Consider the following 25,917-nt stretch of genomic DNA (forward strand, 5'->3'; position numbering starts at 1 on the left):
TCCGAGGCATCGCGCCCGGCGGGTGCTCCGTGTCCACGAAGCGGCCGGTGATCATCTCGTGTCCACGCATTGCTTTCCGTCCTCTCCCTCGGTTTCGCTGCGCGCTCGCGACCTCAGCTACGGCTACGGCGACCGGATCGTGTTCACCGGCGTCGATTTCACCGCTGGCGCGGGCCAGCGCGTCGGCCTGGTCGGCGAGAACGGCGCGGGCAAGACGACGCTGCTGCGGCTGCTGGCCCGGCGGCTGACACCAACGTCCGGCACGGTCGACGGCGGCGACGACATCGGGCTGCTCCACCAGGAGCTGCCACTGCCGCCGGGGGCGACGATCGCCGAGGTGATCGACGACGCGCTGGCACACTTCCGCACGGTCGCACGGCGGCTGGACTGCCTCGGCGAACGGCTGGCCGAACACCCCGACGACCAGGACGCGCTCTCCGAGTACGGGCGGGTGCTGGAGTGGGCGCAGGCCCACGAACTGTGGGACGCCGATCGCCGCGCCGCGCTGGTGTGCGCGGGCCTCGGCGTCGGACACCTCGGCAGCGACCGCAAGCTGGGCACGCTGTCCGGTGGTGAGCGCTCCCGCCTTGCGCTCGCGGCGCTGCTGGTACGCAGGCCGAGGACGCTGTTGCTTGACGAGCCGACCAACCACCTCGACGACGGGGCGCTGGAGTTTCTCGAAAGCCACCTGGCCGCACTGACGGGCGCCGTGGTGCTCTCCTCGCACGACCGGGTCTTCCTCGACGCGGTCTGCACCCACATCGTGGACCTCGACCCCGCCCTCGGCGGCCCCACCCGCTATCGCGGCCGCTACAGCGACTACCTGCTGGCCAAGCGAGCCGAGCGGGCCCGCTGGGAGCAGCGGCACACCGAGGAACAGCGCGAGCTGCGGCGGTTGCGGCACACGGTGGCGGTCACCTCCCACGACATCAACCACGACCGCCCGCCCCGCGACAACGCGAAGCTGGCCTACGACTACAAGACGGGACGGGTGCAGCGGCAGATCTCCCGCCGGGTACGCGACGCGCGGCGCAGGCTCGCCGAACTCGAACAGACCCAGGTGAGCAAGCCGCCACCGCCGCTGCGGTTCGCGGGCGCGCTGACCGCCGAGTCCGTGCCACCACTGCTGCTGTCGGCACGCGACCTCGAAGTGCCCGGCAGGCTGCGACTGGACGAACTGATCATCGACGGCACAACGCGGCTGCTCGTCACCGGCGGCAACGGCACGGGCAAATCGACACTGCTCGCGGTGCTGGCTGGCAGGCTGCGGCCCGCGCGAGGTGACCTCTGGCGCACCGACGGCCTGCGCACCGCCCTGCTGGAGCAGGACGTCACCTTCGCCGACCACACCCGCACCCCGCGCGAGCTCTACACCCGCAGCGCGGGCCCGGACGCGCCCGCGCTGCCGGAACTGGGGTTGCTGTCGCCGCGAGACGTCGACCAGCCGCTGGGCAGGCTGTCCGTCGGGCAGCGGCGCAGGCTGGCGCTGGCACTGTTGCTCGCCGACCCGCCGCAGCTGCTGCTGCTCGACGAGCCGACCAACCACATCTCACCGGCGCTTGCCGAGGAACTGACCGAGGCGCTGGGCGGCGCACCCGGCGCGGTCGTGGTGGCCTCCCACGACCGCTGGCTGCGCCGTGGCTGGTCGGACCGAGAGCTTGCCGTGGAAGGGTCCGCGTGACGCCACCCGACGTGCTGGACGAGGTGTCGCGGAGCGATGGCCACCCGGCGCGGGCTCGCTCGGGCGAGGCGCAGCCGAGCTACAGCGTCACACCGAGCAGCGAGTCCACGGCGTTCCTGATCAGTGAGCCCGCGCCCGGATCGCCGCCGGCGCGGTCGAGCGCTTCCCGTGCCCACGCGTCCACGGCCGCCAGCGCCTTCGGCGTGTCCAGGTCGTCGGCGAGGTGGGCGCGCAGCCGCGCCACCGTGGCCTCCGCGTCGGGCCCCTTGGACAGCGACACCGCTTCCCGCCACCGCCGCAGCCGGGCCTGCGCCTGCTCAAGCAGGCCGTCGGTCCATTGCCTGTCACTGCGGTAGTGGCCGTCGAACAGCGCCAGCCGGATCGCCGAGGGCTCGACCCCGTCCGCGCGCAACCGCGACACGAGCACCAGGTTGCCCTTGGACTTCGACATCTTCTCGCCGTCCAACGCGATCATCCCGGCGTGCACGTAGTGTCGCGCGAACGGGTGCTCGTTCGACAGCGCCTCGGCGTGCGCGGCACTGTACTCGTGGTGCGGGAAAGCCAGGTCCGAGCCACCGCCCTGCACGTCGAAGCCGAAACCGAGCCGGTTCAGCGCGATCGCGCTGCACTCGATATGCCAGCCGGGCCTGCCGGGGCCGAGTTCGGATTCCCAGAAGGGCTCACCCGGGCGCGCCGCGCGCCACAGCAGCGCGTCGAGCGGGTCACGCTTGCCTGGCCGGTCGGGGTCCCCGCCGCGCTCACCGAAGAACGCGGCCATCATGGCGTCGTCGTAGTTGGACTGGTAGCCGAACCGGCCGGTGTAGGAGCGGTCGAAGTACACGTCCGGGTACCGTGGGTCGTCCACGCGGTAGGCCGCGCCCGACGCCAGCAGTTTGGCGATCGCCTCGACGATCTCCGGGATGCTCTCCACCGCTCCGATGAAGTCACGCGGCGGCAGTACCCGCAGCGCCTCCATGTCCTCGCGGAACAACGCCGTCTCCCGCATCCCGAGCACCACCCAGTCGTCGTGGTCCCGTTCGGCGCGCTCCAGCAGCGGGTCGTCGATGTCGGTGACGTTCTGTACGTAGTGCACCTCGTGCCCGGCGTCGAGCCACTGCCGGTGGATCAGGTCGAAGGCCAGGTAGGTGGCCGCGTGCCCCATGTGCGTGGCGTCGTAGGGAGTGATGCCACAGACGTACATCTTCGCCAGCCGCCCGGGCGAGGTCGGCCGGAGCTGGCCGGTCGCCGTGTCGAACAGCCGCAGCGGGCGCGGGGTACCGGGGACACGGGGCACGGCGATGGAGGACCAGGTCTGCATGCCCCAACCCTATGTGGCCCTGCCGGGAACCTGGCCGCACCTTCCCGCCTGTTGGGAGTGTGCGGGTGGCCGATGTCACCGACCACCCACCCTGCTGCCCCCTGGCAGGTCGCGGCGGGTGAGCGCGCCGCGAAACACGACAGATGACGTAGTGAGGATCGGCTCATGAGCGCATGGTCAGCGGGCCGATTCGGCTGCTTGTATGCATCGCATCGAAGGCGGGCATCGGCCTGGTGTGGTGCGCTGCCCGCGCTCTGGCGTCGAAAGGACTGCGGCACTATGGCAGCCTCACAATCCGGCACCTCCCCGTCGAAACGGGGAATTTTCGCCGCCAGCTTCATAGGCACGTCGATCGAGTGGTACGACTACTACATCTTCGGCACCGCTGCGGCACTGGTGTTCGGCTCCCTGTTCTTCCCCGAGTTCTCGGCCACGGCGGGCACGCTGGCCGCGTTCAGCGCCTTCGCCGTCGGGTTCATCGCCCGGCCACTCGGCGCGGCCGTGATCGGACACTTCGGCGACCGCATCGGACGCAAGTCGATGCTGGTGCTCACCCTGCTGCTCACCGGTGGAACAACGTTCCTGATCGGTGTGCTGCCGACCTACGCGGCCATCGGGCTGGCAGCTCCCGTACTGCTGACCCTGCTGCGCGTGTTGCAGGGATTCGGAGTCGGCGGGGAGTGGGGAGGCGCCGTCCTCATCGCGACCGAACACGCCTCCCCGCGCCGCCGCGCCGTCTACGGCAGCTTCGCGCAGTTCGGCGTTCCGGTCGGGGTGTTGACGTCGAACCTGGCGTTCCTGTCGGTGTCGGGCATGTCCGACGAGGCGTTCCTCGACTACGGCTGGCGCATCCCGTTCCTGTTCAGCATCGTGCTCGTGGTCGTCGGCATCCTCGTGCGAAGCAGGCTGCGCGACGCGCCGGAGTTCGAGAGGGCCAAGCAGCAGAAGGATCTGGCCAAGGTGCCGATCGCGGAGCTGTTCCGGCAGCAGCCACGCAACCTGGCGCTGGCGAGCCTCGCCTCCATCGCGCCGCCCGCCGTCGGCTACACGGTGATCGTCTACATGCTCACCTACGGCACCACCGTTGTCGGCTTCGACCGCACCACCCTGCTCACCTTGATCCTCACCTCAACGGCACTGTGGATCGCGACGATCGTGGTCGCAGCGCTGCTGGCCGACCGGTTCGGCGCCAAGCGGGTCTACACGCTGGGTGCGCTGACCGCCGTGCTGTGGCCGCTTCCGATGTTCGCTCTGGTCAACACGGGCGAGACGATGCTGGCACTGCTCGCCTTCGTCGTCGCCGCGATCGTCCAGGGAATCATGGCTGGCGCCCAGGGTGGGCTGTTCAGCGAGATCTTCCCGGTGCGGGTGCGCTACAGCGGCATCTCCATCGGCTACCAGATGGGCGGCATGCTTGGTGGCGCACTGACCCCGATCGTGGCGACGGCGTTGTACGGCGCCTACAACTCCTCCACGCCCATCGCACTGTACGTCGCGGGAATGTCGCTGCTGAGCTTCCTTGCGGTGCTCGGCATCCGCACCGGTGACCACACCGACACGGCCGATTCCTCGCGGCCTGCTACCGCCGGAGCGGCGCAGCGAGCCGAACTGACCGACTGACACGCTCCCTGCCCGCCGCGGCTCGGCCGGGGCGGGCAGGGCTGCGGCGGTGCCGGCGTCGGTGCCGGTCAGCGTGTCCGGCGGCGCAGGTAGTCGCCCACCACCGCCGCGCCGAGCCCTTCGGTGTCCGGAGCGAGCACGCGCCCGCCGCTTCGGCGGGCGAGCAGATCGACGAACGCGGCGAGCCGCGGATCGTCACCGAGCCGGAACACGGTGAGCGCGACACCCAGCTTCGCGAGGCGATCCACTTCGGACAGGGTCTTGCGCAGTGTGCGTGGGCTCGGCGGGTAGTCGAACTCGGCTTCGCCGTCGGGTTCGAGGTGCGCCGTGGGTTCGCCGTCGGTGACCAGCAACACCACCGGCTGCGCGTCCGGGTGCCTGCGCAGGTGACGTCCGGCGAGCAGCAGGGCGTGATGCGCGTTGGTGCCCTGCTCCCACGTGCCCTCCATACCCACGAGGTCGGGTAGTTCCACCTCGGCCGCGTACCTGCCGAAGGTGATGAGCCGCAGCGCGTCGTCGCGAAACCTCGTGGAGATCAGCTGGTGCAGGGCCAGTGCCGTGCGTTTCATCGGCAGCCACCTGCCCTCGGCCACCATCGACCACGAGGTGTCCACGCACAGCGCCACGGCAGCCCGCGAGCGGTGTTCGGTCTCGGCGACCTCCACATCCGACACGTCGAGCCGGACTCGGCCACCACCGCCCGCCGCCGTCCGCAGCACCGCGTTGCGCACCGTGCGCGAAACCGCCCACGGCTCGGTGTCGCCGAACTCCCACTGCCTGGTGGAACCGCTGGGTTCTCCTGCCGCACCCGCCGAGGAGGTGTCGCGCTGCCCGGTACGCCCACGCAGTGAGCGCACCACGTCGGCGAGCGCGGTCTCCCCCAATCGCCGCAACGCCTTCGGCGACAACCGCAGCGAACCGTCCGGTGCCCGCTGCAACAACCCTTCGCCGCGAAGCTGCTGCTGGAGTTCGGACAGTCGTGCGGCGTCGACCCTCGCGTCCTCACCGAGCTGGCGCTCCAGGGCGTCGAGGTCGATGTCCTCCAGTCGCGCCCCCGGATAACCCTGCGAAAGCTGCTCGGCGAGCGCGTCCAGTTCGGCAAGCTCGGTCATCGCCCGTACACCGTCGGCGAGTCCGAGCGGGTCGTCGCCTCGCAATCGCGCCGACGAGGTCCAGTCCTGATCCGGGCGCAGGCCACGCAACTGGGAGTCCAGTTGGGACAGCTGCTGGGCGATGCGGGGATCGCCGAACGCCTGCTGCGACAGCTGCGCCAGCTCCTGCCGCTGCTCAGGGGTCATCGAGTTCAGCATCCGGGCGGCCGCGGCGGAGCGGGCGGCCAGCGCGTCGATCAACTCGTCGATGTCGCGGGGATTCTCCGGGAAGAACTCACCGTGCCTGCGCATGAACTCGGCGAACCGCTCGTCGATGTCGCCGTAGCCGCGCGCGTGCGCTGCGAGCAGCGCGTTGAGGTCGGCAAGCATCTGGTTGACCCGCTCGACGTCCTGCGGCGTCGTGGAACGCAGCGCTTCCTTCATCCCTTCGAAGCGCGACTCCAGCAGTTGTTGGCCCAGCAGTTCGCGGATGCGCTCGTAGTTCTGCCTGCCGGTCTGCGACATCCAGTCGTAATCCGCTAGCTCGCGCACCGCTGCCGCGGTCCCCGGTGGCAGGGCGTCGAGTCGCGCCTCGCGAAAGCGGGCGTCGTCGCCAGGATCGGGGAACAACGCCTTGCGTTCGGCCCGCAGCGCGTCGTCGAGCAACCGCTGGACCTCGCCCAGTGTGCCGTCGAGCCGGTGCCTGCGCTGCAACTCGGAGCGCCGCTGCCACACCCGGCGGGTCAGCTCGTCGAGTCCCGTGGTGTCGCGGGTTCCCCTGCGCAGCAGCTCCTGCAGCGCGGAGCGGGGCGAGGACCCCGCCAGCACGTCCTCGCCGATCGCGTCCATGGCCTCGCGCAGATCGATCGGCGGCGCCAGCGGGTCGGGACCGTCGTGGTACGGGCCGTAGGAGTACGCCTCCGGCAATGTCATGGCCCGTACACCGTGGTGGTGTCGTCGGCGTCCTTGGCCAGCTTGCGTGTCAGGTACAGCGATTCAAGGGCCAACTCCACCGCCGCGGCTATCCGCCCTGGCGGTTCGTCCGCCGACACCCCGGCGCGCTGTGCCACCTCGTGCAGCACCGGCAGTTCCGGCAGCGCGGCGAGCACGTCCTTGCCCGGTACCCGCTCACCCGTCGCGACCAGGTGCCCGTCTGCGACGGCATCGGCAAGCGGGCGCAGGTCGAGACCGGCGAAACGGTCCCGCGCGGTCTCCGCGATCGCACGGCGCAGCAGATGCACCAGGTGTTCGGTCTCCCTGCCCTCCTCGCCGGGCTCGAACTCCACCTTGCCGCGCAACACGGCGGGAACCGCGTCCAGGTCCACAGGCCGCGCAACGGCCGGAGTCTCACCGGTCAGCGCGGAGCGGCGCAGCGCGGCCGCGGCCACGGTCTCGGCCGCGGCCACGGCGAACCTGGCCGAAACACCGGAACGCTGGTCGACGACGTTGGACTCCCGCAGGTTGCGCACGAACCGGGCCAGCACCTCCAGCAGCGGCTCGCCGACCTCGGCGACCAGGTCGGCCTCCTGCCGAACGACGCCCACCTCGGCCGCCACGTCCAGCGGGTAGTGGGTGCGGATCTCGGCGCCGAAGCGGTCCTTCAGCGGCGTGATGATGCGGCCGCGGTTGGTGTAGTCCTCCGGGTTGGCCGTGGCGACGAGCAGCACGTCCAGCGGCAGCCGCAGCGTGTAGCCGCGAACCTGGATGTCGCGCTCCTCCATCACGTTCAGCAACGCGACCTGGATGCGCTCGGCGAGGTCGGGCAGTTCGTTGACGGCCACGATGCCACGGTGCGCCCTGGGCACGATCCCGAAGTGGATGGTTTCGGGATCACCGAGGCTGCGCCCTTCCGCCACCTTCACCGGGTCTACGTCGCCGATCAGGTCGCCCACCGAGGTGTCAGGTGTGGCCAGCTTCTCGGTGTAGCGCTGGCTGCGGTGCAGCCACGTCACGGGCGCGGAGTCACCGAGCTCGGCGACTCTGCGCCGGGAGGCGGGGGTGATCGGGTCGAGCGGGTGTTCGGCGAGCTCGGAACCCTCCAGCACGGGTGTCCACTCGTCCAGCAGCCCCACCAGCGTGCGCAGCAGCCGCGTCTTGCCCTGGCCTCGCTCGCCGAGCAGCACGACGTCGTGGCCCGCGAGCAGCGCTCTTTCGAACTGCGGCAGCACTGTGCGGGAGAAGCCGACGATCCCCGGCCACGGCTGGCCTCCCGCCCGCAATGTGGCGAGCAGGTTGTCGTGCAACTCGGTCTTGACGCTGCGCGGGACGTAACCGGCGGCGCGCAGTTCGCCGAGGGTGCGGGGTAGTGCTTCGGGTGGTGGGAGTGAGGAGGCGGTCACTCCTATGACGCTACTTGCGGTTTCGCCGTGCGTCGACGTGGAGCGGCTCCAGGTACGCTCGATTCCTGTGTGTTGTCCCAGCGCGACCCTTGCCGTCTGGTCCTCGGCGTGGCTGCATGGTGCGGCCGCGTCCGACGACGCGCTCGATGCCCTGCTGACCTGGGGCGAGGCCCACGAGGTGGTCGCGGCCGATACCGCCACCGCCGACTCGTTCGACGTTCCCGTGACCGGTGCCGTGCCCGCCACCCCCGCCCGGTTGCTCGCGGCGCTGCGGCGACTCGGCGGCACCGATGCGCGGCTCGTGCTGCCGGTACCCGGTGATCCTCGTGGGCTCGGAGGTGGCGGGGCGTTCACCGATGCCGCGCTACGCGCGGGCGAGGCGGTGGTCTTCGTCGGCCTCGGCTACGGGGTGGTGCCGCAGGCGATCGCCGAGGGGCTGATGCGGTGGACGGTGCTGGCCACCTCGGCCGACGCCACGCCGGAATACGTCTCACTCGCCGAGGCCGAGCACGGTCTCACCGACGCCATCCGCGACAGTGCGGGCGCGCTGCAGGCGCTGGACGTCGCCAGCGAGCGCCCAGGGGTGCGCGAGGAGTTGTCGGCGCGACTGCGGGCGACGCCGAGGGCGCAGTGGCCGGACGGCACGCCGGGCAGGGCGCTGCGGGTGCTGCAACGTGCCGAGGAGGTCGCCGCGATCCTCGCGCTCGCCCACGCCGACCAGCCCGGCGGGGCGCTGTCGGCCTCGGCGGCCTCGCGCAGGGCCGACGCGTTGCGGCCGCTGACCGACGCCGTGCGCATGGCGCGTTGTGCCGCCGTCAACGAGGCGGTGCGGGTACTGGCGGGTGCCGCGGGCTGAGCGCCCGTGCCCGCTGTGCCGCTGCTGAGCCCGCTTTGAGCCCGCTAGTGAGCCCCTTTCCCTGCCTTGGGCCGCTTGAGCGGCTCGCAGCAGCGGACCGCGCACGGGCTGCCGTTGACGGTCGACCCGGCGGCGGGAAGCTGAGACAGCTTGCGAGCCCGCACGTCCGCGGTGTGTTCGGAGACCAGCTCGACCACCAGCTCGGCGAACCGGGGGTCGGCGTTGGGGGTGGCTGAACGTGAAAAGCCCATGCCGAGCTCGGCGGCGCGGTCGGCTGCCTCGTTGTCCAGGTCCCAGATCACCTCGAGGTGGTCGGCCACGAACCCCACCGGGCACACCACCACGGCGGGCACACCGTCGGCGTGCAGCGCGTCGATGTGATCGACGACGTCCGGCTCGAGCCACGGCACCTCCGGCGGGCCGGAGCGCGACTGCCACACCACGTCGTAGCTGTCGATTCCCAGTTCAGCTGCCACCAGCCTGGCCGCCTCGGCGACCTGGCGCGAGTAGCGGTGGCCGCCCTCCTCCGGTGGGCCCGCCGCCGCGTCGGCGGCCAGCGGCACCGAGTGCGCCGTGAACACCGTGCGCGCCCTGCCACCCAGTTCGGCGTGCGCCACGCGTACGGCGTCGGCGACGGCGCCGATGAACAGCGGATGATCGAAGAACTGGCGCAGCTTGCGCAGTTCGGGTGCGCCCCGCCCCACCGAGGCGCGAGCGCGCGCGATGTCCTCGTCGTACTGCCTGCACGCGGAGTAGCCGCCGTAGGCGCTGGTGGGGAACACCAGCGCACGCTTGGCCCCGTCGGCGGCCATCCGCGCGACGGTGTCCTCCACCATGGGGTGCCAGTTGCGGTTACCGAAGTACACCGGCAGGTCCATGCCGCGCGCCGCCAGCTCCTTCTCGACCGCGGCGATCGCCTCCCGGTTGAGCCGGTTGATCGGGGACACACCGCCGAAGTGCTGGTAATGCTCGGCGACCTCCGCCAGCCGCTCCGGGGGCACCCCCCTACCCCGGGTCACGTTCTCCAGGAACGGCATCACCTCGTCGGGCCCCTCGGGGCCCCCGAAGGACAGCCACAGCACAGCGTCGTATGTCACGCTGTCCATCCTCCCGCCGCGCCACGGTGCACGCGATACCGGGTGCGGCGGCTGTCGCGGCTGTCACTGACCCGTGGCGTGCACCCCTCCGTCCACCCAGATCATCGAGCCGGTGGTGGCGGGCAACCAGTCGGAAAGCACCGCGCAGATGCTCTTGGCCACCGGCGTGGGGTCGGTGGTGTCCCAGCCCAGCGGCGCGCGGTCGCCCCAGCCGTTCTCCAGCTCCTCGAAGCCGGGGATCGACTTCGCGGCCATCGTCTTCACGGGCCCCGCGGTCACCAGGTTCACGCGGATGCCGCGCGGGCCGAGGTCGCGTGCGAGGTAGCGGTTCACCGACTCCAGCGCCGCCTTGGCCACGCCCATCCAGTTGTAGGCGGGCCAGGCGACCCGCGCGTCGAAGTCCATACCCACGATCGAGGAGCCCCGGCCCAGCAGCGGCAGCACGGCCACCGCCAGCGACTTGTAGGAGTAGGCGGAGATGTCCACGGCCTTGCCCACGTCCTCCGACGGCGCGTCGAGGAACGGTGAGCCGAGGCAGCTCGGCGGCGCGAACGCGATCGAGTGCAGCACGCCGTCGAGACCGGTCACGTGCTCGCGCACGCGGTCGGCGAGGGTGTCCAGGTGTTCGGGGTTCTGCACGTCCAGTTCCAGCACGGGCGCGGGTTCGGGCAGCCGCTTCGCGATCCGCTCCACCAGGGACAGCCTGCCGAACCCGGTAAGCACCACCTGCGCCCCCTGCTCCTGCGCGACCCTGGCCGCGTGGAACGCGATCGACGCGTCGGTGATCACGCCGGTGATCAGTAGCCGCTTACCTTCGAGCAGTCCGGACACCCTGTCCTCCAGTTCGATGTGACGTGCGATATGTGCGGGAAAACGCGCTCGGCGGTGTCGCCGGTGTCGCCGGTGTCGGTCGGCGTGGATCGGCGTCGGTCGGCGCCCGTCACTGCCGTCACTGCCGCCAGTGTCGTCGTCAGTGGCCCATGCCGAGGCCACCGTCCACGGGCAGCACCGCGCCGTTGATGTAGTCGGCCTCGTCGGAGGCCAGGAAGCGCACCGCGCGGGCGACGTCGGCGGCCTCGCCGTAGCGGCCCGCGGGGATCTGCGCGAGCGCCGCCTCGCGTTGCTGCTCGGTGAGTTTGCCCGTCATGTCGGTGACGATGAACCCGGGTGCCACGACGTTCGCCGTGATGCCCCGCGAGCCGAGTTCGCGGGTGAGCGAGCGGGCCAGCCCGACCAGTCCCGCCTTGCTGGCCGCGTAGTTGACCTGCCCGGCGCCACCACTGAGGCCGATGACGGAGGAGATGAATACGAACCGGCCCCACTTGGCCCGCAGCATGCCGCGGGAGGCGCGCTTGGCCACGCGGTAGGCGCCGGTGAGGTTGGCGTCGACAACCCGCGTGAACTGATCCTCACTCATGCGCATCAGCAGCGTGTCATCGGTGATCCCTGCGTTGGACACCAGCACCTCCACCGGACCCTGGTGTTCTTCGACCTGCTTGAACGCGGCGTCGATCTGCTCGGTGTCGGTCACGTCGGCCTGCACACCGAACAGCCCCTCGGGTGCGCCCGAGCCACGGTGGGTCACCGCGACGGCGTGCCCGGCGGCCGCGAGTTCCCTCGCGATCGCCAACCCGATGCCGCGATTGCCGCCGGTGACAAGAACGGACCGTCCCACGTGAGCACTCCTAGCGCCGCCGCTGCTGTTGCTGACGCGGTGAGGTTATCCGTTGGCCTTCGCGACGTCGCGGGCGCCACGACCTACCCCTCGGTAACTGTCAGTTGTCCTCGACACGGCTTCACCGCGCTCGGCAGCCCCAAAGGTGGTACCAAAACGCGATGTGGATCACTACACTCCTCGTGACCAACTGACGACAGCATGCGCTATCTTGGCCACCCTTGACGGGTGGCGAAACGGCGGTGATCGGCCTCGCCGCCCAAACCGGCGCGAGAGGTAACGAGGAGGATCGCCGGTGTCCGAAACACATCCGCCGTCGGCATGGCTCGACACGAGCAAGCCGAGCATCGCGCGCGTCTACGACGCGAGTCTTGGCGGCAAGGACAACTACGAGGTCGACCGGCAGGCCTACCAGAGACTGCTGGACGTGGCCCCGCACCAGAGCGAGGTCAGCAAGATGAACCGGCGCTGGCTGGTGCGGGTGGTGCGGTATCTCGCCAAGGACATCGGCATCGATCAGTTCCTTGATCTGGGCAGCGGGCTGCCCACCGCGGAGAACACCCACCAGGTGGCCCAGCACAGCAACCCGGAGGCCCGCGTCGTCTATGTCGACATCGACCCCGTCTGCAGCGCCCACGGGAGGGCACTGCTGGAGGAGAACGAGGAAACGCGGTTCGTCGAGGGTGACCTCACCAAGCCGGCCGAGTTGCTTGCCGATCCCCGGATCAACGGCTTCCTCGACTTCGACCGTCCCGTGGTGCTCATGCAGTGCGGCACCCTGCACCACGTGCCAGACGAGGGCGACCCGGCGGGCATCATGCGTGCCTACATCGACGCGCTGGCGCCCGGCTCGCATGTCGCGCTGACACATTTCTGGGACCCCTGCGACGAGGACCCTGCGCTGCACGAGCAGGCACGCAAACAGGAGCACATGCTCACCAAGCTGGGCCTGGGCTCGGGGTGGTGGCGCAGCCGCGAACGCATCGCGGAACTGTTCGGCGACCTGGAGCTGCTGCCGCCCGGCCTGGTGGAGCTCGACCGGTGGTGGCCGACCGGCCCCGCGCTGCGCGAGCCGTGGCCCGAGGAACACCTGATCCTCGGCGGCGTCGGCCGCAAACCGTAACCGTTACCCACACTCGGCCCCACGATTCGGAGAACACATCTCATGCAGCTCACCCAGGCCGACGAGCAGACGCGTGACAAGCTGGTTCGCGTGCTCGGCGAGAACAGCTCGATGTTCCTGGCCACCTCGGCCGACGACGTCTGGAACGCCGGTGCCTTCTACGCCGAACTCGACCCGTTCACGCTGACCCTGGTGCTCGAGGCAGGCGGCACCACGCTGCGCAACATCAACGCCAACCCGTCGGTGGCCGTGGTGATCGCGCCGTCCGGCCCGTTCCAGCCGTTCCTGCAGGGCCGGGCCACGGCAAAGGTGCGCGACGCCGAGGGCAAGGAGGAGACCATCGCCGCGCTGCTGCGCAAGGAACCGCAGATCAAGGCGTTGATCGAAGCCGCGCCGGTGGAGGCCGTAGACCTCAACGTTTCCCGCTGGCGGGTGACCGATATCGGCGAGGGCTGGCTGCCCGGCAGGGAGTTGGCCGCTCCACCTGCCTGAGCCCCCGGCACCGCAGCCGGTCTCGCCGCCGGGCGACGCGCGGCGCTGTCGTAATCTGCGCCGCATGGCGAAACAGCAGCGGCAGCCCGTTGTCCGCATGCCCCTCAGGGTCCGTTACCACGAGTGTGACCAGCAGGGCATCGTGTTCAACGCCCACTACCTCGCCTACGTCGACATGGCCTCCTTCGAGTTCTGCAAGGTCCTGTTCGGCTCCCACACCAACCTGATCGAGCAGGGAATCGACATGGTCGTCGCCGAGTCGAACCTGCGCTACCTCAGGCCGTGCCGTTTCGAGGACGAACTGGCCGTGGCACTGACCGTCGACCACGTCGGCAACACCTCGATGGTGCTCGGCATCCGCATCGAGCGCGGCGACGAACTCGTCGTCGAGGGCAGCAACCGCTACGTGTGGGTGGGCACAGCCGATCATCGGCCGACCGTGCCGCCTGAGCGGGTGCGCACGGCGCTGCTGTCGGCACGGGGCGACAGCTGACGGCGCGACCCCGCCGCGCCGTCAGGTCCCGCTTTGGGAAAGATCGGTACCGTGTTCCGCATCGTGTTCTACCGGCCCGAGATCCCGCCCAACACCGGCAACGCGATCCGGTTGGCGGCCAACACCGGGTGTGAGTTGCACCTGATCGAGCCGCTTGGCTTCTCCATGGCGGACAGGTACCTGCGGCGCGCGGGTCTGGACTACCACGACCTCGCGCACGTCCGCGTTCACCGCGACCTGGCGACGGCGCTGCGGCTGCTCGCGCCCGCACGGGTGTACGCGTTCACCGCCAGGGCCACCCACAGGCACACCGACGTCGCCTACGCCGAGGGTGACGTGCTGCTGTTCGGTCCGGAATCGGTCGGGCTGCCCGAGGAGGTACAGCACGACCCGGCCGTGACGGAGCTGCTGCGGGTGCCGATGCTGCCGTCCTCCCGGTCGCTCAACATCACCAACGCCGCCTCGATCGCGGTGTACGAGGCGTGGCGCCAGCACGACTTCCGAGGTGCCTGCGGCTGAGCAAGGCGCGGTCGGCAGCTCAGGGAAGTCGCTGGCCGAGGAAAAGCGAACTGCCCGCGGCGCCGATGAGCACGATGGTGCCCAGCACCACCCATGGTTTGCTGGCGTCGACGTCCTTGGTCTCGTAGCCGATCTGCTCGCCCAGGCTCTCGTACACGCGCTTGAGTTCCTCGGCGGAGGCGGCCTTGTAGAAATCGCCGCCGGAAAGCCGGGCGATCTCGCGCATCGAGGCGTCGTCAACCTCAACGGGTACCTGCTTGCCCTCGATCTCCACCGTGCCGTGCGATGTTCCGAACGAGATGGTGCTGACCGGGATCTGCTTCTGCTTGGCGACTCCCGCCGCGGTGAACGCGCCCCTCGGCGCGTACTCGTCCTGCGGCACGGTCTGCTTGCCGTCGGTCATCAGCACGATCCTGGCGGGCGGTGGGCCGTCGGCGCCGCCCACCACCGCGGAGAAGCTGTCGATGGATTGGACCGCCGCGAAGATCCCCTCACCGGTGGCGGTGGACTGAGCGAGTTTCAGGTTGTCGATGGCACGTACCACGCCCTGCCGCTCGGTGGTGGGTGCGACGAGCACCGTCGCCGTGCCCGCGAACGAGATGAGGCCGAGGTTCACCCCCGGCGTGAGCCCCTGCGCGAACGACCGCGCCGCTTCCTGCGCGGCCTTCAGCCGGGTCGGCTCGACGTCGGTGGCCTCCATCGACAGCGACACGTCCACCACGAGCATCACCGTGGCACGGTTACGCGGCACCTTCTGCTCGGCCGTGGGGCCCGCGAGGGCGAAGGTGAGCAGGAGCAGCGACACGATCAGCAACGCGGCGGGCACGTGCTTGCTCCAGCCCTGCCCGCGTGGCGCCACCCGCTCCAGCAACTCGAGGTTGGCGAACCGCATGGTCCGCCTGCGCCGGGCGCGCATGGCCAGCACGTAGCCCGCGACCACCGCGGCGACCACCAGCAGCAGCAGGAACCACCACGGCGAGTTGAATCCGGTGATACTCACGACGCGGCCCCCGACCAACCGCGTTTGCGAGCCACCGCGAATCGCACCAGATCGGCGATCCAGTCCGAGTCCGTGCGCAGCACCAGGTGGCCCGCCCCCGCCTGCCGCACGGCCCTGGCCACCTCGTCGCGGTGGGTGTGGGCCGCCGCGGCGAACTCCTTGCGCAGCAACGCGGAGGCGTTGACCTCCCGCTGCCTGCCGGTCTCGGGGTCGGCGAGCACGATGGTGCCGACATCGGGCAGGTCGACGTCACGGGGGTCGAGCAGCTCGACGGCTACCAGGTCGTGCCGCGCCGACAGTGCCCGCAGCGGCCGCTCCCAAGTGGTGGGCCCGAGGAAGTCCGACACCACCACGACCAGTCCGCGCCTGCGAGGCGGGCGCCGTAACTGATCGACCAGCCGCGCCAGGTCACCCCGGGTGCCTTCCGCCGCGCGTGGGGTTTGAGCCACCCTGCGCACCAAGTTGCGCGCGTGGCCGAGCCCGCCCCTCGGCGGGACACGCACCGTGGTGTCGCCGTTGGAGATGAGCGCCCCGATCCGGTTCCCGCCGCCGCCGGTCAGGTGCGCGACCGCGGCGACGGCGCACACGACCAGATCGCGCTTCTCGCACACGGCGCTACCGAAGTCCAGGCTCGGCGAAAGGTCCGCGACCACCCAGGTCTCCAGTTCCCTGTCCGCGACGGTCTCCCTGATGTGCGGTGTGGTGGTGCGTGCGGTGACCGCCCAGTCCATCCTGCGCACGTCGTCCCCCGGCTGGTAGGGGCGCGCCTCACCCGGCTCCGAGCCGGGACCCTGCACCAGGCCGAGGTGGTTGCCCTGCAACAGGCCGTCCAGCCTGCGCCGCACGTCCAACTCCAGCGTGCGCAGCCCGGCCTCCAACCGTTCACCACGCAGAACAGGAGGGGCCCATGCGGGCCTGCCGCCGCGAATGTCGTTCGGTTCAGTCATGACGCCCGCTACCTGCCGGGCACACCTGCCGCGACAGGCTGACCCGGTGCCTGCGGCCGAGCCGAGACCTGCGGCAACGGCACCGTCTGCAGGATGCGGTTGATGATGTGGTCCAGCGGCACTCCGTCGGCCAGCGCGTCGTAGGACAGCACCAGCCGATGCCGCAACACGTCGGGAACCACGTCGACCACATCCTGCGGCAGCACGTAGTCGCGGCCGCGCACCAGCGCCAGTGCGCGGGCGGCGGCGATGATGCCGAGGCTCGCACGCGGCGAAGCGCCGTAGGACACCCAGCCCGCCACATCGGTCAGCCCATGCTCGCCGGGGGTTCGGGTGGCCAGCACCAGCCGCACGACGTAGTCCACCAGCGCATGGTGGACGAACACCTGCGAGGCCACCTGCTGCAGCCGCACGAGTTCGGCCGGGCTGAGCACCTCGTTGGGCTCCGGCGGGGTCACCCCCATCCGGTAGACGATCTCGCGCTCCTCCTCCGCCGTCGGGTACTCCACAACGATCTTGAAGAGGAACCTGTCACGCTGGGCCTCCGGCAACGGGTACACGCCCTCGTTCTCGATCGGGTTCTGGGTGGCGAGCACGAGGAACGGGTCGGGCATCGGGAAGGTCTCACCCCCGATGGACACGTGCCGCTCGGCCATGATCTCCAGCATCGCCGACTGCACCTTCGCGGGCGCGCGGTTGATCTCGTCGGCCAGCACGAAGTTCGCCACGACCGGGCCCAGCTCCACGTCGAACTTCTCGCTGGCCTGCCGGTAGATCCGGGTGCCCACGATGTCGGCCGGCACGAGGTCGGGGGTGAACTGCACGCGGGAGAACGTGCCACCCACCACGCGAGCGAACGTCTCCACCGCCAGTGTCTTCGCGACACCGGGCACACCTTCCAGCAGCAGGTGCCCCTTGGACAGCAGGCCGACCAGCATGCGCTCCACGAGCCTGTCCTGCCCGACGATGACGCGCTTGACCTCGAACACGGTGCGTTCAAGCAACTGGGCGTCCCGCGCCGGGGTGCCGGGCTCGGTCACACCTACCTCCTCGCTGGCGACCAATCTGCGCTACTCCCGTGACCGTACCCGCCCCCGCGGGCACGGCTGATCGCGACCGTATCCCCCAGCAAACCCGTTCGGCGGTGTGACGGCTGTGAAGCTCTACCTGCGTTCCAGGTCGGCGGGTGTGTCCACGTCGTCGGCTTCCCCCTGCCGGGCGACGACCTCCACAATGGACAACCGCCCCAGCGTGGACCGCAGCGCCGCGCCCTCGGGCCCGGCGGGCAGCACGGCGCGCAGCCGCGCCACGCGCCACACCCCGATGAGCCACTGTCTGCGGCCGTCGGCGTCCACCAGCACGGCGCCGTCGGCGCCGTCGGTGGCAGCTGCGCCCGCTGTGCCCGCTGTGCTCGACGTGCCTGCCGTGCCGCCGACCGCGGCGACGAGGCGTTCCACCGTGGCGGTGGAGATGCCCGGCAGATCGGCGGCGAGCACGGCGACCAGTTCGGTGTCCACCAGCGCAAGGCCCGCGGCCAGCGCCGCCACCGGACCGCCGCCGGGAGGGTCCTCCCTGACCCACCGCACCCCGGGCAGACCCTCCCGCCGTGGGCCGACGACCACGACGGGATCGGCACCGGCCACCGCGGCCACGGCCCGGTACAGCAACGGCGGCCCTTGCGGGGCGAGCATGGGCTTGTCGACACCGCCGAGCCTGCGAGCGGCGCCTCCCGCCAGGATCACACCGGCGAGCGTGGGAGGCCGTGCGTGAGGCTCGGTACGCGCTGTCGGCTCGAAGGACACGCCTTCAAAACCTAGTCCAACGCCACGCCGAACGCGCACGGCACCCGCGCGCGGCACCCGGCCCTCAGTCGACCAGGCGCACGGCGTAGGGCATGATGCCGCCGTAGCGCACCGGGGCGATGCGCACGTGCGAGCCGGAGTACGGAGCCTCGATCATCCGCCCGTCACCCAGGTACAGCGCGACATGATGGATACGGCTCGGGCCCCAGAACAGCATGTCGCCTCTTCTCGCCTGCGACAGCGGCACCCTGCGTCCCGCGTTGTACTGGTAGCCGCTGTAGTGCGGGAGCGACTCCACATCGGCGAAGGCGTAGATCATCAGGCCGGAGCAGTCGAAACCGACCTTGTTGTAGTCGCCGTAGCTGTCGGCGACACCGCCGTCCCGGATGCCGTAGGTGGGTCCCGACGCGTTGCCCCCACCCCAGGCGTAGGGGACGCCCAGTTGCGACATGGCCCGTGCGATGACGTCCTCGACGGTGGCCGAGGAGGTCGCATGGCTCACGGGCGCGACCCCGCCTGCGGCCACCTGCGCCAACTGCTGCTCCTCTTCGCGGCGCTTGCGCGCGAGCCACTCCTCGTAGCGCTCACGCTGGCCTTCCAGCCCGTGCACGCGGCGCTGCGCCGCGAACAGCCGCTGTTCCACCTGCTGCTTCTCGGCCTCGACCTCGGCGGTGCGCGCGGCCTGGCCGCGCTGCGCCGCCACGGCCGCGGCCCGTGCCTCGTCGGCGGCGACCTTGGCCTGTTCCGCCTCGGCTCTGCGCTGCCGCGCCAGCCGCAGCGCGGCGCGGGCGGCGGCGTCGCTGTTGGCCTTCTCTATGCGGGCCTTGCGAAGCCCCCGCAGTGCGTCGAGTTGGCTGCCGCCGACCGCTTCCAGCAGTTGCGCCCTGTCCAGCAGGTCCTTCGGGGTGTCCGAGCCGAGATAGGCTCCGATGGAGCCGATGGTGCTGCCCTGCTGGTAGCTGCCCGCGACGAACCGGTCGAAGTCCTTCCTGGCCCGCTCGATGGCGGCCGCGGCCGCGTCCGCCTCGGCTCTCGCGGCGGCGGCGTCCCGCTCCGCTGATTCGGCGGCGGAGCGCGCCTGGCTCAGGTCGACCAGCGCCCTGTTGGCCTCCTCCAGCTTCAGCGCGACCTCGTCGCGCAACTGGGCCAGCCGCGCCTGCACCCGCGCCAGCTCACCGGAAAGCCTGCCGACCTCCCCTGCGCGCTGGTCGGCCACACGCCTGCTGTCTTCCAGCTCGGAGTCGCTGGGGTTGGGAGGGGGCGGTGGCACCGCGAGCCCGGTCCCGGTCACGCCGAGCAGGACCGCCGCCGCCAGCGCGCCCGTGACCATGCCGCGACGGACCACGGCGGGTGACGTCGGGGCCGAACCCGCCCGGGGTGGCGCGTTGTGGCGCACGCCGCTGCCGCGCGATTCGTACGACCCGTGCGGCACAGCATCCACCTCCTGCATTCGGACCAGCACTGACTGTGCCATTCGGACCACATCGGCACCAATCACACCAGCAGGAACGGCCGCCTCTTGCGCCACAATTCGCTGACAAGGGGGACCACAGCTCCCCCGATCCGCCTAGTGCGGGATGATCCGTGCTGGCGCATGGCGAGCAGGGGGCGTGGTATGGCGAGGCGGTTCGTGATGCCCACCCGCGTCTTCGCGGGCACGTGCGTGGTGGGACTCCTCGTCGCCTCCGTCGGCACGTTCCTGCCGTGGTTCTCCTCCGGCGGTGTGGAACGCGACAGCTATCAGGCGGCGGCCTTCGCCGACTCCCTTGCGTTGGTGGACAACCCACTGCTGGGCCTGCTGCTACGTGCCTGGATCGGCGTGCCGTCGCTGTCCGCGGTGTGCGTGGCGCTGTTCGCGCTGGGACTCCTCCGCGTGGCGGCGGTCACCACGCTGCCGCTGGCCACACTCGTGGGAACCGTTTCAGTGGTCGCGATCGTCCAAGCTGCCGGTTCGGCGGGAGCGGTCTCGGTAACGGCGACCGGCCCCGCCACGACCACTACAGGGATGACGACCGCGATGCTCAGCGCTGTGGGGGTGCTCGTCTCCTACTGGGGGAAACGCGACCGGCGCTGCGCGGAAACCGGAAGAGCAGGTGTGTGAGCGTGACCAGTCCAGGCCAAGGGGATCAGTGGCCGCAACAATATCCGCAGCAGAACCAGCAGCAGTGGCCTCAGCAGAACCCGCAGCAGTATCCGCAGCAGCCGTTCCCGCAGCCGCAGCAACAGGACCAGCCTGGCGGTTACCAGCAGTACCCTCCCACCGCGCCGCAGCAGCCCTACCAGGGGCAGTACGGCCACACCGCGCAGTACACCCAGCCCGCCGGCTACCCTGCGCCGCCGGGACAGGGCAAGAGCAGGCGCGGCCTGGTCATCACGCTGGTCGTGCTGCTGGTGCTCGCCGTGGGTGGTGGCGCGACGTGGTTCGCGCTCAGCAGGGGCGAGTCGGTGGCCGCCGGTGCGACGAGCCCGAACGAGGCCGCGACCAACCTCGCGAACGCGCTCGGCAGTAGAGACCTCGTCGGGGTGCTGAGCACGCTGGCTCCGGCCGAGGCCTCGCTGTTGGTGGACGCCACAAGGCAGTCCGCCGAGGAGTACCAGCGGCTCGGCGTGCTGACCCAGGATCTGGATCTGGAGAACTTCCAGGGCATCGAGATCAAGACCGAGAACCTGCGGTTCGCCGAGCCGGAGCGGATCAACGACCACCTCGCCATCACCAAGCTCACCGGCGGCAAGATCACCGTCGATATCGACCCCGGCCGGATGCCCATCGCCCAGGAGTTCCTGGACGCGCTGACCGCCCAATCCGGCGCCGGTCTGTCGCGCGAGCCGGAGCATCACACGCTCGACATCGCACAACTCGTGCGTGAGGCAGGCGAACCACTGCGGATCGCCACGGTGCAAGACGACGGCGGCTGGTACCCGAGCCTGCTGTACACGGTGGCGGACCTGGGGTTGCTCGCCAATGGTGAGTCGTGGCCACAGGAGTCGATCCCGCACCGCGGCGCCGACTCCGCCAACGCCGCGGTCCAGCAACTCGTGCAGGCGGCGCTGGACGCCGACCTCAACCGGATGATCGAACTGCTGCCGCCCGACGAGATGGCCGTGCTGCACGACGTGGGCCCGGTGCTGGTTTCCTCGGCGGCCGACGAGGCGGAGCCCACCGGCGTCGAGGTCACCCAGCTGCGGACCGAGACCAGTGACGTCGACGGTGGCACCCGCACCACGATCACCTCCGTCGAACTACGGGCACCGGGCGAGGGCACGGCCTCGGTCACCAAGAACGGCGGTTGCTACCAGCTGGAGAGCCCGGGATTCCGCGAGGAGCTCTGCGGGGACCAGGTCGGGGCGATGATCGCCGCCGAAGCCGACGGGCCCATGCCACCCGCGCTGCAGGAAGCGCTGACCAACCTCATGGGCGGCGTGTTCGAGCAGGGTCTCGGCGTGGTGACCACCGAGGTCGACGGCAAGCACTACGTCAGCCCGTTGCGCACGTTCCAGGAGCTGGGCATGTCGTTCCTGCGCAGCATGCAGCCGCAGGACCTCAAGGCGATGATCGAAGCCGGTAACTAGCCCGCTCCGCGGTGGTCGTGAGGGCCCGGTCTCCCGCCTGCCTCGGCGGGGTGCCGGGCCCTTGGCCTACCCCGACTTGAACCCAAAAAAGGACAAGCGTACTGTTTTAGGTAGCAGGGCGCCGGTGAGCCCACCTCCTGCGGGCACGATGGGGGTGCGCGAGACTCGACCTGCTGACCCGGACAACCGCCGCCATGGAGTGAGACGTGACTGCAGCCAGCAAGGACAGCTTCGGAGCTCGGGACACGCTGAAGGTCGGGGACGCCTCCTACGAGGTGTTCCGCCTGAACAAGGTCGAGGGCGCGCAACGCCTGCCCTACAGCCTGAAGATCCTGCTCGAGAACCTGCTGCGCACCGAGGACGGCGCCAACATCACCGCAGAGCACATCCGCGCACTCGGCAACTGGGACCCCAGTGCCGAACCGTCGACCGAGATCCAGTTCACCCCGGCCCGCGTGGTGATGCAGGACTTCACCGGCGTGCCCTGCGTGGTTGACCTCGCCACGATGCGGGAAGCGGTGAGCGAGCTGGGCGGCGACCCGAACAAGGTGAACCCGCTGGCGCCTGCCGAACTCGTCATCGACCACTCGGTGATCATCGACGTGTTCGGCAGGCCGGACGCCTTCGAGCGCAACGTCGAGATCGAGTACGAGCGCAACCGCGAGCGCTACCAGTTCCTGCGCTGGGGCCAGAACGCGTTCGAGGAGTTCAAGGTCGTTCCGCCGGGTACCGGCATCGTGCACCAGGTCAACATCGAGTACCTGGCGCGCACCGTGATGGCCCGCAACGGGCAGGCCTACCCGGACACCTGCGTGGGCACCGACTCCCACACCACCATGGTCAACGGGCTCGGCGTGCTGGGCTGGGGCGTCGGCGGCATCGAGGCCGAAGCCGCGATGCTCGGCCAGCCGGTGTCGATGCTGATCCCGAAGGTGGTTGGTTTCAAGCTCACCGGCGAGATCCCCTCCGGTGCTACCGCCACCGACGTGGTGCTCACCATCACCGAGATGCTGCGCAGGCACGGGGTCGTCGGCAAGTTCGTCGAGTTCTACGGCGACGGCGTCGGCGCGGTGCCGCTGGCCAACCGCGCCACCATCGGCAACATGAGCCCCGAGTTCGGCTCCACCGCCGCGATCTTCCCCATCGACGACGAGACGTTGCGCTACCTGAAGCTGACCGGCCGCTCCCCCGAGCAGTTGGCGCTGGTGGAGGCCTATGCCAAGGAACAGGGACTGTGGCACGACCCCGAGCGCGAGCCGGAGTACTCCGAGTACCTCGAACTGGACCTTTCAACAGTGGTGCCGTCGATCGCGGGTCCAAAGCGCCCGCAGGACCGCATCGAGCTCACCGACGCGAAGCCCTCGTTCCGCAAGTCGCTGCACGACTACGTCGAGGAGAACTACCCCGTCCCGCACACCAAGCTCGACGAGGCATCCGAGGAGTCCTTCCCCGCCAGCGACTCGCCTTCGCTGTCGTTCGCGGACGAGACAGCGGTGGACGTGCACTCCGCCGCGGACGGCTCCTCTGGCAGGCCGAGCAAGCCGGTGAAGGTCAGCATGCCCGACCGAGGAGAGTTCGTGCTCGACCACGGTGCCGTGGTGATCGCCTCCATCACCTCCTGCACCAACACGTCCAACCCGTCGGTCATGCTGGGCGCAGCACTGCTGGCCCGCAACGCGGTCGAGAGGGGCCTCACGGTCAAGCCGTGGGTGAAGACGTCGATGGCGCCGGGCTCGCAGGTCGTCACCGACTACTACGAGAAGGCCGGGCTGTGGCCCTACCTGGAGAAGCTGGGCTACCACCTGGTCGGTTACGGCTGCACCACCTGCATCGGGAACTCGGGGCCGCTGCCGGAGGAGATCTCCGCCGTGGTGAACGAGCACGACCTGACGGTGGTGTCGGTGCTTTCCGGTAACCGCAACTTCGAGGGCCGGATCAACCCCGACGTCAAGATGAACTACCTCGCCTCGCCGCCGCTGGTGATCGCCTACGCGCTGGCCGGCACGATGGACTTCGACTTCGAGACCCAGCCGCTCGGCCAGGACCCGCAGGGCAATGACGTGTACCTGCGCGACATCTGGCCTTCCCCCAAGGAAATCCAGTCCACGATCGACTCGGCGATCACCCAGGAGATGTTCAGCAAGGACTACGCGAACGTCTTCGAGGGCGGGCAGCGCTGGAAGTCACTGCCCACTCCGGAGGGCAAGACGTTCACCTGGGACCCCGAGTCCACCTACGTTCGCAAGCCGCCGTACTTCGAGGGCATGACGCGGGAACCGGCTCCGGTGACCGACATCCAGGGCGCCCGGGTACTCGCCAAGCTGGGTGACTCGGTTACCACCGACCACATCTCCCCCGCGGGCGCCATCAAGCAGGACTCCCCCGCCGGTCGCTACCTCACCGAGCACGGCATCGAGCGCAAGGACTTCAACTCCTACGGCTCCCGCCGAGGCAACCACGAGGTGATGATCAGGGGCACGTTCGCCAACATCCGGCTGCGCAACCAGTTGCTCGACGACGTGCAGGGCGGCTACACCCGCGACTTCACGCAGGAGGGCGGACCGCAGGCGTTCATCTACGACGCCGCGCAGAACTACGCCGCCGCGGGCATCCCGCTGGTAGTGCTCGGCGGCAAGGAGTACGGCTCGGGCTCCTCGCGGGACTGGGCGGCCAAGGGCACCAGCCTGCTCGGTGTTCGTGCCGTGATCGCCGAGTCGTTCGAGCGCATCCACCGGTCGAATCTGATCGGCATGGGCGTGATCCCGCTGCAGTTCCCCGACGGTGAGTCCGCCAAGTCGCTCGGTCTGGACGGAACCGAGACCTTCGACATCTCCGGCATCACCGCGCTGAACTCCGGCGAGGCACCCCGTACCGTGCACGTCACCGCGACCAAGAGCGACGGCGCCAAGGTGGAGTTCGACGCCGTGGTCCGCATCGACACCCCGGGTGAGGCCGACTACTACCGCAACGGTGGCATCCTGCAGTACGTGTTGCGCAAGATGACGGCCTGACACGTCCAACTCGCGACCCCGGCGCCGAGGCCCGGTGCCGGGGTCGTGTGCGATCAGCGGGGAAACGCATGTCGGTGGTGGTGCTCGCGGGCGTCGTGGTATTCCTCGGCGCGCTGGTGCAGGGCGCGGTGGGATTCGGTATGAACCTCATCGCGGCGCCGCTGCTGGCGTTGCTGGAGCCGGCGTTCGTGCCGGTGCCGCTGCTGCTGGTCGCCAGCGCGCACGCCGTGCTCGCGGTGCTGCGGGAACACACCGACACCGACTGGCGTGGCGTGTGGTGGGCGATGCTGGGCCGCGTTCCAGGCACCGTGCTCGGTGTGGTGGCCGTGGCCACCGTCGCGCAACGTCCCTTCGCGGCGATCGTGGGAGTGTCGGTGCTGGTGTGCGTGGTGCTTTCCGTCCTGTCATGGCGGCCGCGCCCCACGCCGGGCTCGCTGCTCGTCGCGGGTATCGCCAGCGGCACCTTCGGCACGGCCGCGTCCATCGGCGGTCCCCCGCTGGCCTTGCTGTACCAGCACGAACCCGGACCGCGGATCCGCTCCACGATGGCGGCCAGCTTCGTGATCGGCTCGGCGATCTCCATCGCAGGGCTCGGCATCGGCGGACAGCTCAGGCCGGAACAGTTGCGGATGGTGCTGTGGCTGTTGCCGTTCCTGCTCGGCGGATTCCTGCTGTCCGGGCCCGCGCGCAGAATCCTCGACGGCGGCCGGATTCGCGGTGCCGTGCTGGTCGTGGCCGCTGGAAGCGCCACGACCCTCATCGCGCGCAGCCTGCTGGGCTGACGCGGAGCTCCCGGGCCGCGACCTCAGTGCTCGCGCGGGGCGAGCACGAACACGGGCAGTTCCCGGCCCGCTTCCCGAGCCTCCATGGCGTAGCCCGGCCAGAACCGCACCAGCCGCCGCCACATCTGTTCGTACTCCTCGCCCTTCAGCTCGCGCGCCCACACCCGCGTCTGCCCGCCACGCACCGACACGGTCGCATCCGGATGAGCACGCAGGTTGAACGCCCAGTCCGGGGCCCGGCGGCGACCCCAGTTGGAGCCGGTGACCACGTACTCGTCACCGTGCGGGTAGTAAAGCAGATTCCTGCTGCGTGGCAGCCCGCTTTTGCGGCCGAGGGTGGTCAGCCGCAGCGACGGCAGGCCCGCGATCGCGACCAGACTGACCCTGCCTTTCGACAGCCGGTGCAACCGGGAGTCAGCCCACACGATGCCGCCCGCGAGCCGCATCAGCCACGGTCGGGTCCCCAGCGCGCGGGCAAGCATCGGCAACGGGTTGCGCATG

At 70.1% G+C, this 25,917-nt stretch carries 23 protein-coding genes; 11 read left to right on the plus strand and 12 right to left on the minus strand.

The genetic code is table 11. From position 1 onward, the window contains the following. The first annotated feature begins 58 nt into the window (after positions 1 to 58). Positions 59 to 1,681 carry an ABC-F family ATP-binding cassette domain-containing protein gene (locus tag FHU38_RS12715; protein WP_167170647.1) on the plus strand — a complete coding sequence of 541 codons (1,623 nt, stop codon included), beginning with the start codon at positions 59 to 61 and terminating at the stop codon, positions 1,679 to 1,681. Between the two features lie 79 nt (positions 1,682 to 1,760). On the opposite strand, the gene mshC is transcribed toward FHU38_RS12715, so the two are convergent. Beyond that, positions 1,761 to 2,999 (minus strand): cysteine--1-D-myo-inosityl 2-amino-2-deoxy-alpha-D-glucopyranoside ligase, encoded by a 1,239-nt coding sequence (mshC, locus tag FHU38_RS12720; protein ID WP_167170650.1) that lies wholly within the window; start codon positions 2,997 to 2,999, stop codon positions 1,761 to 1,763. Positions 3,000 to 3,278: 279 nt separating this feature from the next. Here mshC and FHU38_RS12725 point away from each other — a divergent pair, with 279 nt between their 5' ends. Then, positions 3,279 to 4,619, plus strand: coding sequence for an MFS transporter (locus tag FHU38_RS12725; RefSeq protein ID WP_167170654.1), 1,341 nt, complete (start codon positions 3,279 to 3,281; stop codon positions 4,617 to 4,619). 68 nt (positions 4,620 to 4,687) lie between these two features. On the opposite strand, the gene FHU38_RS12730 is transcribed toward FHU38_RS12725, so the two are convergent. Both FHU38_RS12730 and FHU38_RS12735 read right to left on the minus strand, forming a co-directional pair. After that, positions 4,688 to 6,643 carry a vWA domain-containing protein gene (locus FHU38_RS12730; RefSeq protein ID WP_167170657.1) on the minus strand — a complete coding sequence of 652 codons (1,956 nt, stop codon included), beginning with the start codon at positions 6,641 to 6,643 and terminating at the stop codon, positions 4,688 to 4,690. Then, positions 6,640 to 8,049: a sigma 54-interacting transcriptional regulator gene (locus FHU38_RS12735; RefSeq protein ID WP_167170660.1), complete on the minus strand. Its 1,410-nt coding sequence runs from the start codon at positions 8,047 to 8,049 to the stop codon at positions 6,640 to 6,642. The genes FHU38_RS12730 and FHU38_RS12735 overlap by 4 nt, the downstream gene beginning before the upstream one ends. Before the next feature lie 67 nt (positions 8,050 to 8,116). On the opposite strand from FHU38_RS12735, the gene FHU38_RS12740 reads away from it, so the two are divergent. Beyond that, positions 8,117 to 8,905 carry a hypothetical protein gene (locus tag FHU38_RS12740; protein ID WP_167176020.1) on the plus strand — a complete coding sequence of 263 codons (789 nt, stop codon included), beginning with the start codon at positions 8,117 to 8,119 and terminating at the stop codon, positions 8,903 to 8,905. Between the two features lie 44 nt (positions 8,906 to 8,949). Here the strand turns inward: FHU38_RS12740 and FHU38_RS12745 are convergent, their stop codons facing one another. The 3 genes from FHU38_RS12745 to fabG form a co-directional block, all read right to left on the minus strand. After that, a complete protein-coding gene (locus tag FHU38_RS12745; protein ID WP_167170663.1) occupies positions 8,950 to 10,002 on the minus strand; it encodes a ferrochelatase in 1,053 nt (350 codons plus the stop codon). Positions 10,003 to 10,065: 63 nt separating this feature from the next. Further along, positions 10,066 to 10,833, minus strand: coding sequence for an enoyl-ACP reductase FabI (gene fabI / locus FHU38_RS12750; RefSeq protein WP_167170666.1), 768 nt, complete (start codon positions 10,831 to 10,833; stop codon positions 10,066 to 10,068). Between the two features lie 139 nt (positions 10,834 to 10,972). Beyond that, positions 10,973 to 11,677, minus strand: a complete 705-nt coding sequence (gene fabG / locus FHU38_RS12755) for a beta-ketoacyl-ACP reductase (protein ID WP_167170668.1) — start codon at positions 11,675 to 11,677, stop codon at positions 10,973 to 10,975. Between the two features lie 295 nt (positions 11,678 to 11,972). Between fabG and FHU38_RS12760 the strand changes: the two genes are divergently transcribed. From FHU38_RS12760 to FHU38_RS12775, 4 genes are all read left to right on the plus strand, one after another. Continuing rightward, positions 11,973 to 12,800 (plus strand): SAM-dependent methyltransferase, encoded by an 828-nt coding sequence (locus FHU38_RS12760; protein WP_167170671.1) that lies wholly within the window; start codon positions 11,973 to 11,975, stop codon positions 12,798 to 12,800. Between the two features lie 42 nt (positions 12,801 to 12,842). Next, positions 12,843 to 13,292 (plus strand): pyridoxamine 5'-phosphate oxidase family protein, encoded by a 450-nt coding sequence (locus FHU38_RS12765; protein ID WP_167170674.1) that lies wholly within the window; start codon positions 12,843 to 12,845, stop codon positions 13,290 to 13,292. A gap of 64 nt (positions 13,293 to 13,356) precedes the next feature. Continuing rightward, the gene (locus FHU38_RS12770; protein WP_167170677.1) at positions 13,357 to 13,785 is read left to right on the plus strand and encodes an acyl-CoA thioesterase; all 429 of its coding nucleotides are present in this window, start codon (positions 13,357 to 13,359) and stop codon (positions 13,783 to 13,785) included. A gap of 51 nt (positions 13,786 to 13,836) precedes the next feature. Continuing rightward, positions 13,837 to 14,304: a tRNA (cytidine(34)-2'-O)-methyltransferase gene (locus FHU38_RS12775; RefSeq protein ID WP_167176022.1), complete on the plus strand. Its 468-nt coding sequence runs from the start codon at positions 13,837 to 13,839 to the stop codon at positions 14,302 to 14,304. Between the two features lie 19 nt (positions 14,305 to 14,323). Here FHU38_RS12775 and FHU38_RS12780 read toward each other — a convergent pair whose 3' ends face one another. The 5 genes from FHU38_RS12780 to FHU38_RS12800 all read right to left on the minus strand — a co-directional run bounded on the left by FHU38_RS12780 (position 14,324) and on the right by FHU38_RS12800 (position 19,527). Further along, positions 14,324 to 15,304: a VWA domain-containing protein gene (locus tag FHU38_RS12780; protein ID WP_167170680.1), complete on the minus strand. Its 981-nt coding sequence runs from the start codon at positions 15,302 to 15,304 to the stop codon at positions 14,324 to 14,326. Continuing rightward, positions 15,301 to 16,251, minus strand: coding sequence for a DUF58 domain-containing protein (locus FHU38_RS12785; protein ID WP_167170683.1), 951 nt, complete (start codon positions 16,249 to 16,251; stop codon positions 15,301 to 15,303). Before FHU38_RS12785 ends, FHU38_RS12780 begins: the two co-directional genes overlap by 4 nt. 8 nt (positions 16,252 to 16,259) lie before the next feature. Next, positions 16,260 to 17,291: an AAA family ATPase gene (locus FHU38_RS12790; RefSeq protein ID WP_167170686.1), complete on the minus strand. Its 1,032-nt coding sequence runs from the start codon at positions 17,289 to 17,291 to the stop codon at positions 16,260 to 16,262. A 123-nt stretch (positions 17,292 to 17,414) separates the two neighbouring features. Further along, entirely contained in the window at positions 17,415 to 17,993 is a 579-nt protein-coding gene (gene mobA, locus FHU38_RS12795) for a molybdenum cofactor guanylyltransferase (RefSeq protein WP_449314277.1), read from the minus strand. A 124-nt stretch (positions 17,994 to 18,117) separates the two neighbouring features. Beyond that, positions 18,118 to 19,527: an NlpC/P60 family protein gene (locus FHU38_RS12800; RefSeq protein ID WP_243852246.1), complete on the minus strand. Its 1,410-nt coding sequence runs from the start codon at positions 19,525 to 19,527 to the stop codon at positions 18,118 to 18,120. 141 nt (positions 19,528 to 19,668) lie between these two features. On the opposite strand from FHU38_RS12800, the gene FHU38_RS12805 reads away from it, so the two are divergent. The 4 genes from FHU38_RS12805 to FHU38_RS12820 all read left to right on the plus strand — a co-directional run bounded on the left by FHU38_RS12805 (position 19,669) and on the right by FHU38_RS12820 (position 25,416). After that, a complete protein-coding gene (locus FHU38_RS12805; RefSeq protein ID WP_167170693.1) occupies positions 19,669 to 20,154 on the plus strand; it encodes a hypothetical protein in 486 nt (161 codons plus the stop codon). 2 nt (positions 20,155 to 20,156) lie between these two features. Next, positions 20,157 to 21,623 carry a flagellar basal body protein FliL gene (locus FHU38_RS12810; RefSeq protein ID WP_167170696.1) on the plus strand — a complete coding sequence of 489 codons (1,467 nt, stop codon included), beginning with the start codon at positions 20,157 to 20,159 and terminating at the stop codon, positions 21,621 to 21,623. 206 nt (positions 21,624 to 21,829) lie between these two features. Further along, the gene (locus FHU38_RS12815) at positions 21,830 to 24,634 is read left to right on the plus strand and encodes an aconitate hydratase (RefSeq protein ID WP_167170699.1); all 2,805 of its coding nucleotides are present in this window, start codon (positions 21,830 to 21,832) and stop codon (positions 24,632 to 24,634) included. A gap of 68 nt (positions 24,635 to 24,702) precedes the next feature. Beyond that, the gene (locus FHU38_RS12820) at positions 24,703 to 25,416 is read left to right on the plus strand and encodes a sulfite exporter TauE/SafE family protein (RefSeq protein WP_167170701.1); all 714 of its coding nucleotides are present in this window, start codon (positions 24,703 to 24,705) and stop codon (positions 25,414 to 25,416) included. 23 nt (positions 25,417 to 25,439) lie between these two features. Here the strand turns inward: FHU38_RS12820 and FHU38_RS12825 are convergent, their stop codons facing one another. Further along, a complete protein-coding gene (locus tag FHU38_RS12825; RefSeq protein ID WP_167170704.1) occupies positions 25,440 to 25,916 on the minus strand; it encodes a nitroreductase family deazaflavin-dependent oxidoreductase in 477 nt (158 codons plus the stop codon). Position 25,917: the final 1 nt, after the last annotated feature.

The organism is Saccharomonospora amisosensis, assembly GCF_011761185.1.
GTDB lineage: Bacteria > Actinomycetota > Actinomycetes > Mycobacteriales > Pseudonocardiaceae > Saccharomonospora_A > Saccharomonospora_A amisosensis.

Coding starts and splice junctions, on each gene's coding strand:
- mshC (WP_167170650.1), bottom strand. CDS start 2,999: ATGCAGACCTGGTCCTCCATCGCCGTGCCCCGTGTCCCCGGTACCCCG.
- FHU38_RS12725 (WP_167170654.1), top strand. CDS start 3,279: ATGGCAGCCTCACAATCCGGCACCTCCCCGTCGAAACGGGGAATTTTC.
- FHU38_RS12730 (WP_167170657.1), bottom strand. CDS start 6,643: ATGACATTGCCGGAGGCGTACTCCTACGGCCCGTACCACGACGGTCCC.
- FHU38_RS12765 (WP_167170674.1), top strand. CDS start 12,843: ATGCAGCTCACCCAGGCCGACGAGCAGACGCGTGACAAGCTGGTTCGC.
- FHU38_RS12770 (WP_167170677.1), top strand. CDS start 13,357: ATGGCGAAACAGCAGCGGCAGCCCGTTGTCCGCATGCCCCTCAGGGTC.
- FHU38_RS12785 (WP_167170683.1), bottom strand. CDS start 16,251: ATGACTGAACCGAACGACATTCGCGGCGGCAGGCCCGCATGGGCCCCT.
- FHU38_RS12800 (WP_243852246.1), bottom strand. CDS start 19,527: ATGGCACAGTCAGTGCTGGTCCGAATGCAGGAGGTGGATGCTGTGCCG.
- FHU38_RS12805 (WP_167170693.1), top strand. CDS start 19,669: ATGGCGAGGCGGTTCGTGATGCCCACCCGCGTCTTCGCGGGCACGTGC.
- FHU38_RS12820 (WP_167170701.1), top strand. CDS start 24,703: ATGTCGGTGGTGGTGCTCGCGGGCGTCGTGGTATTCCTCGGCGCGCTG.
- FHU38_RS12825 (WP_167170704.1), bottom strand. CDS start 25,916: ATGCGCAACCCGTTGCCGATGCTTGCCCGCGCGCTGGGGACCCGACCG.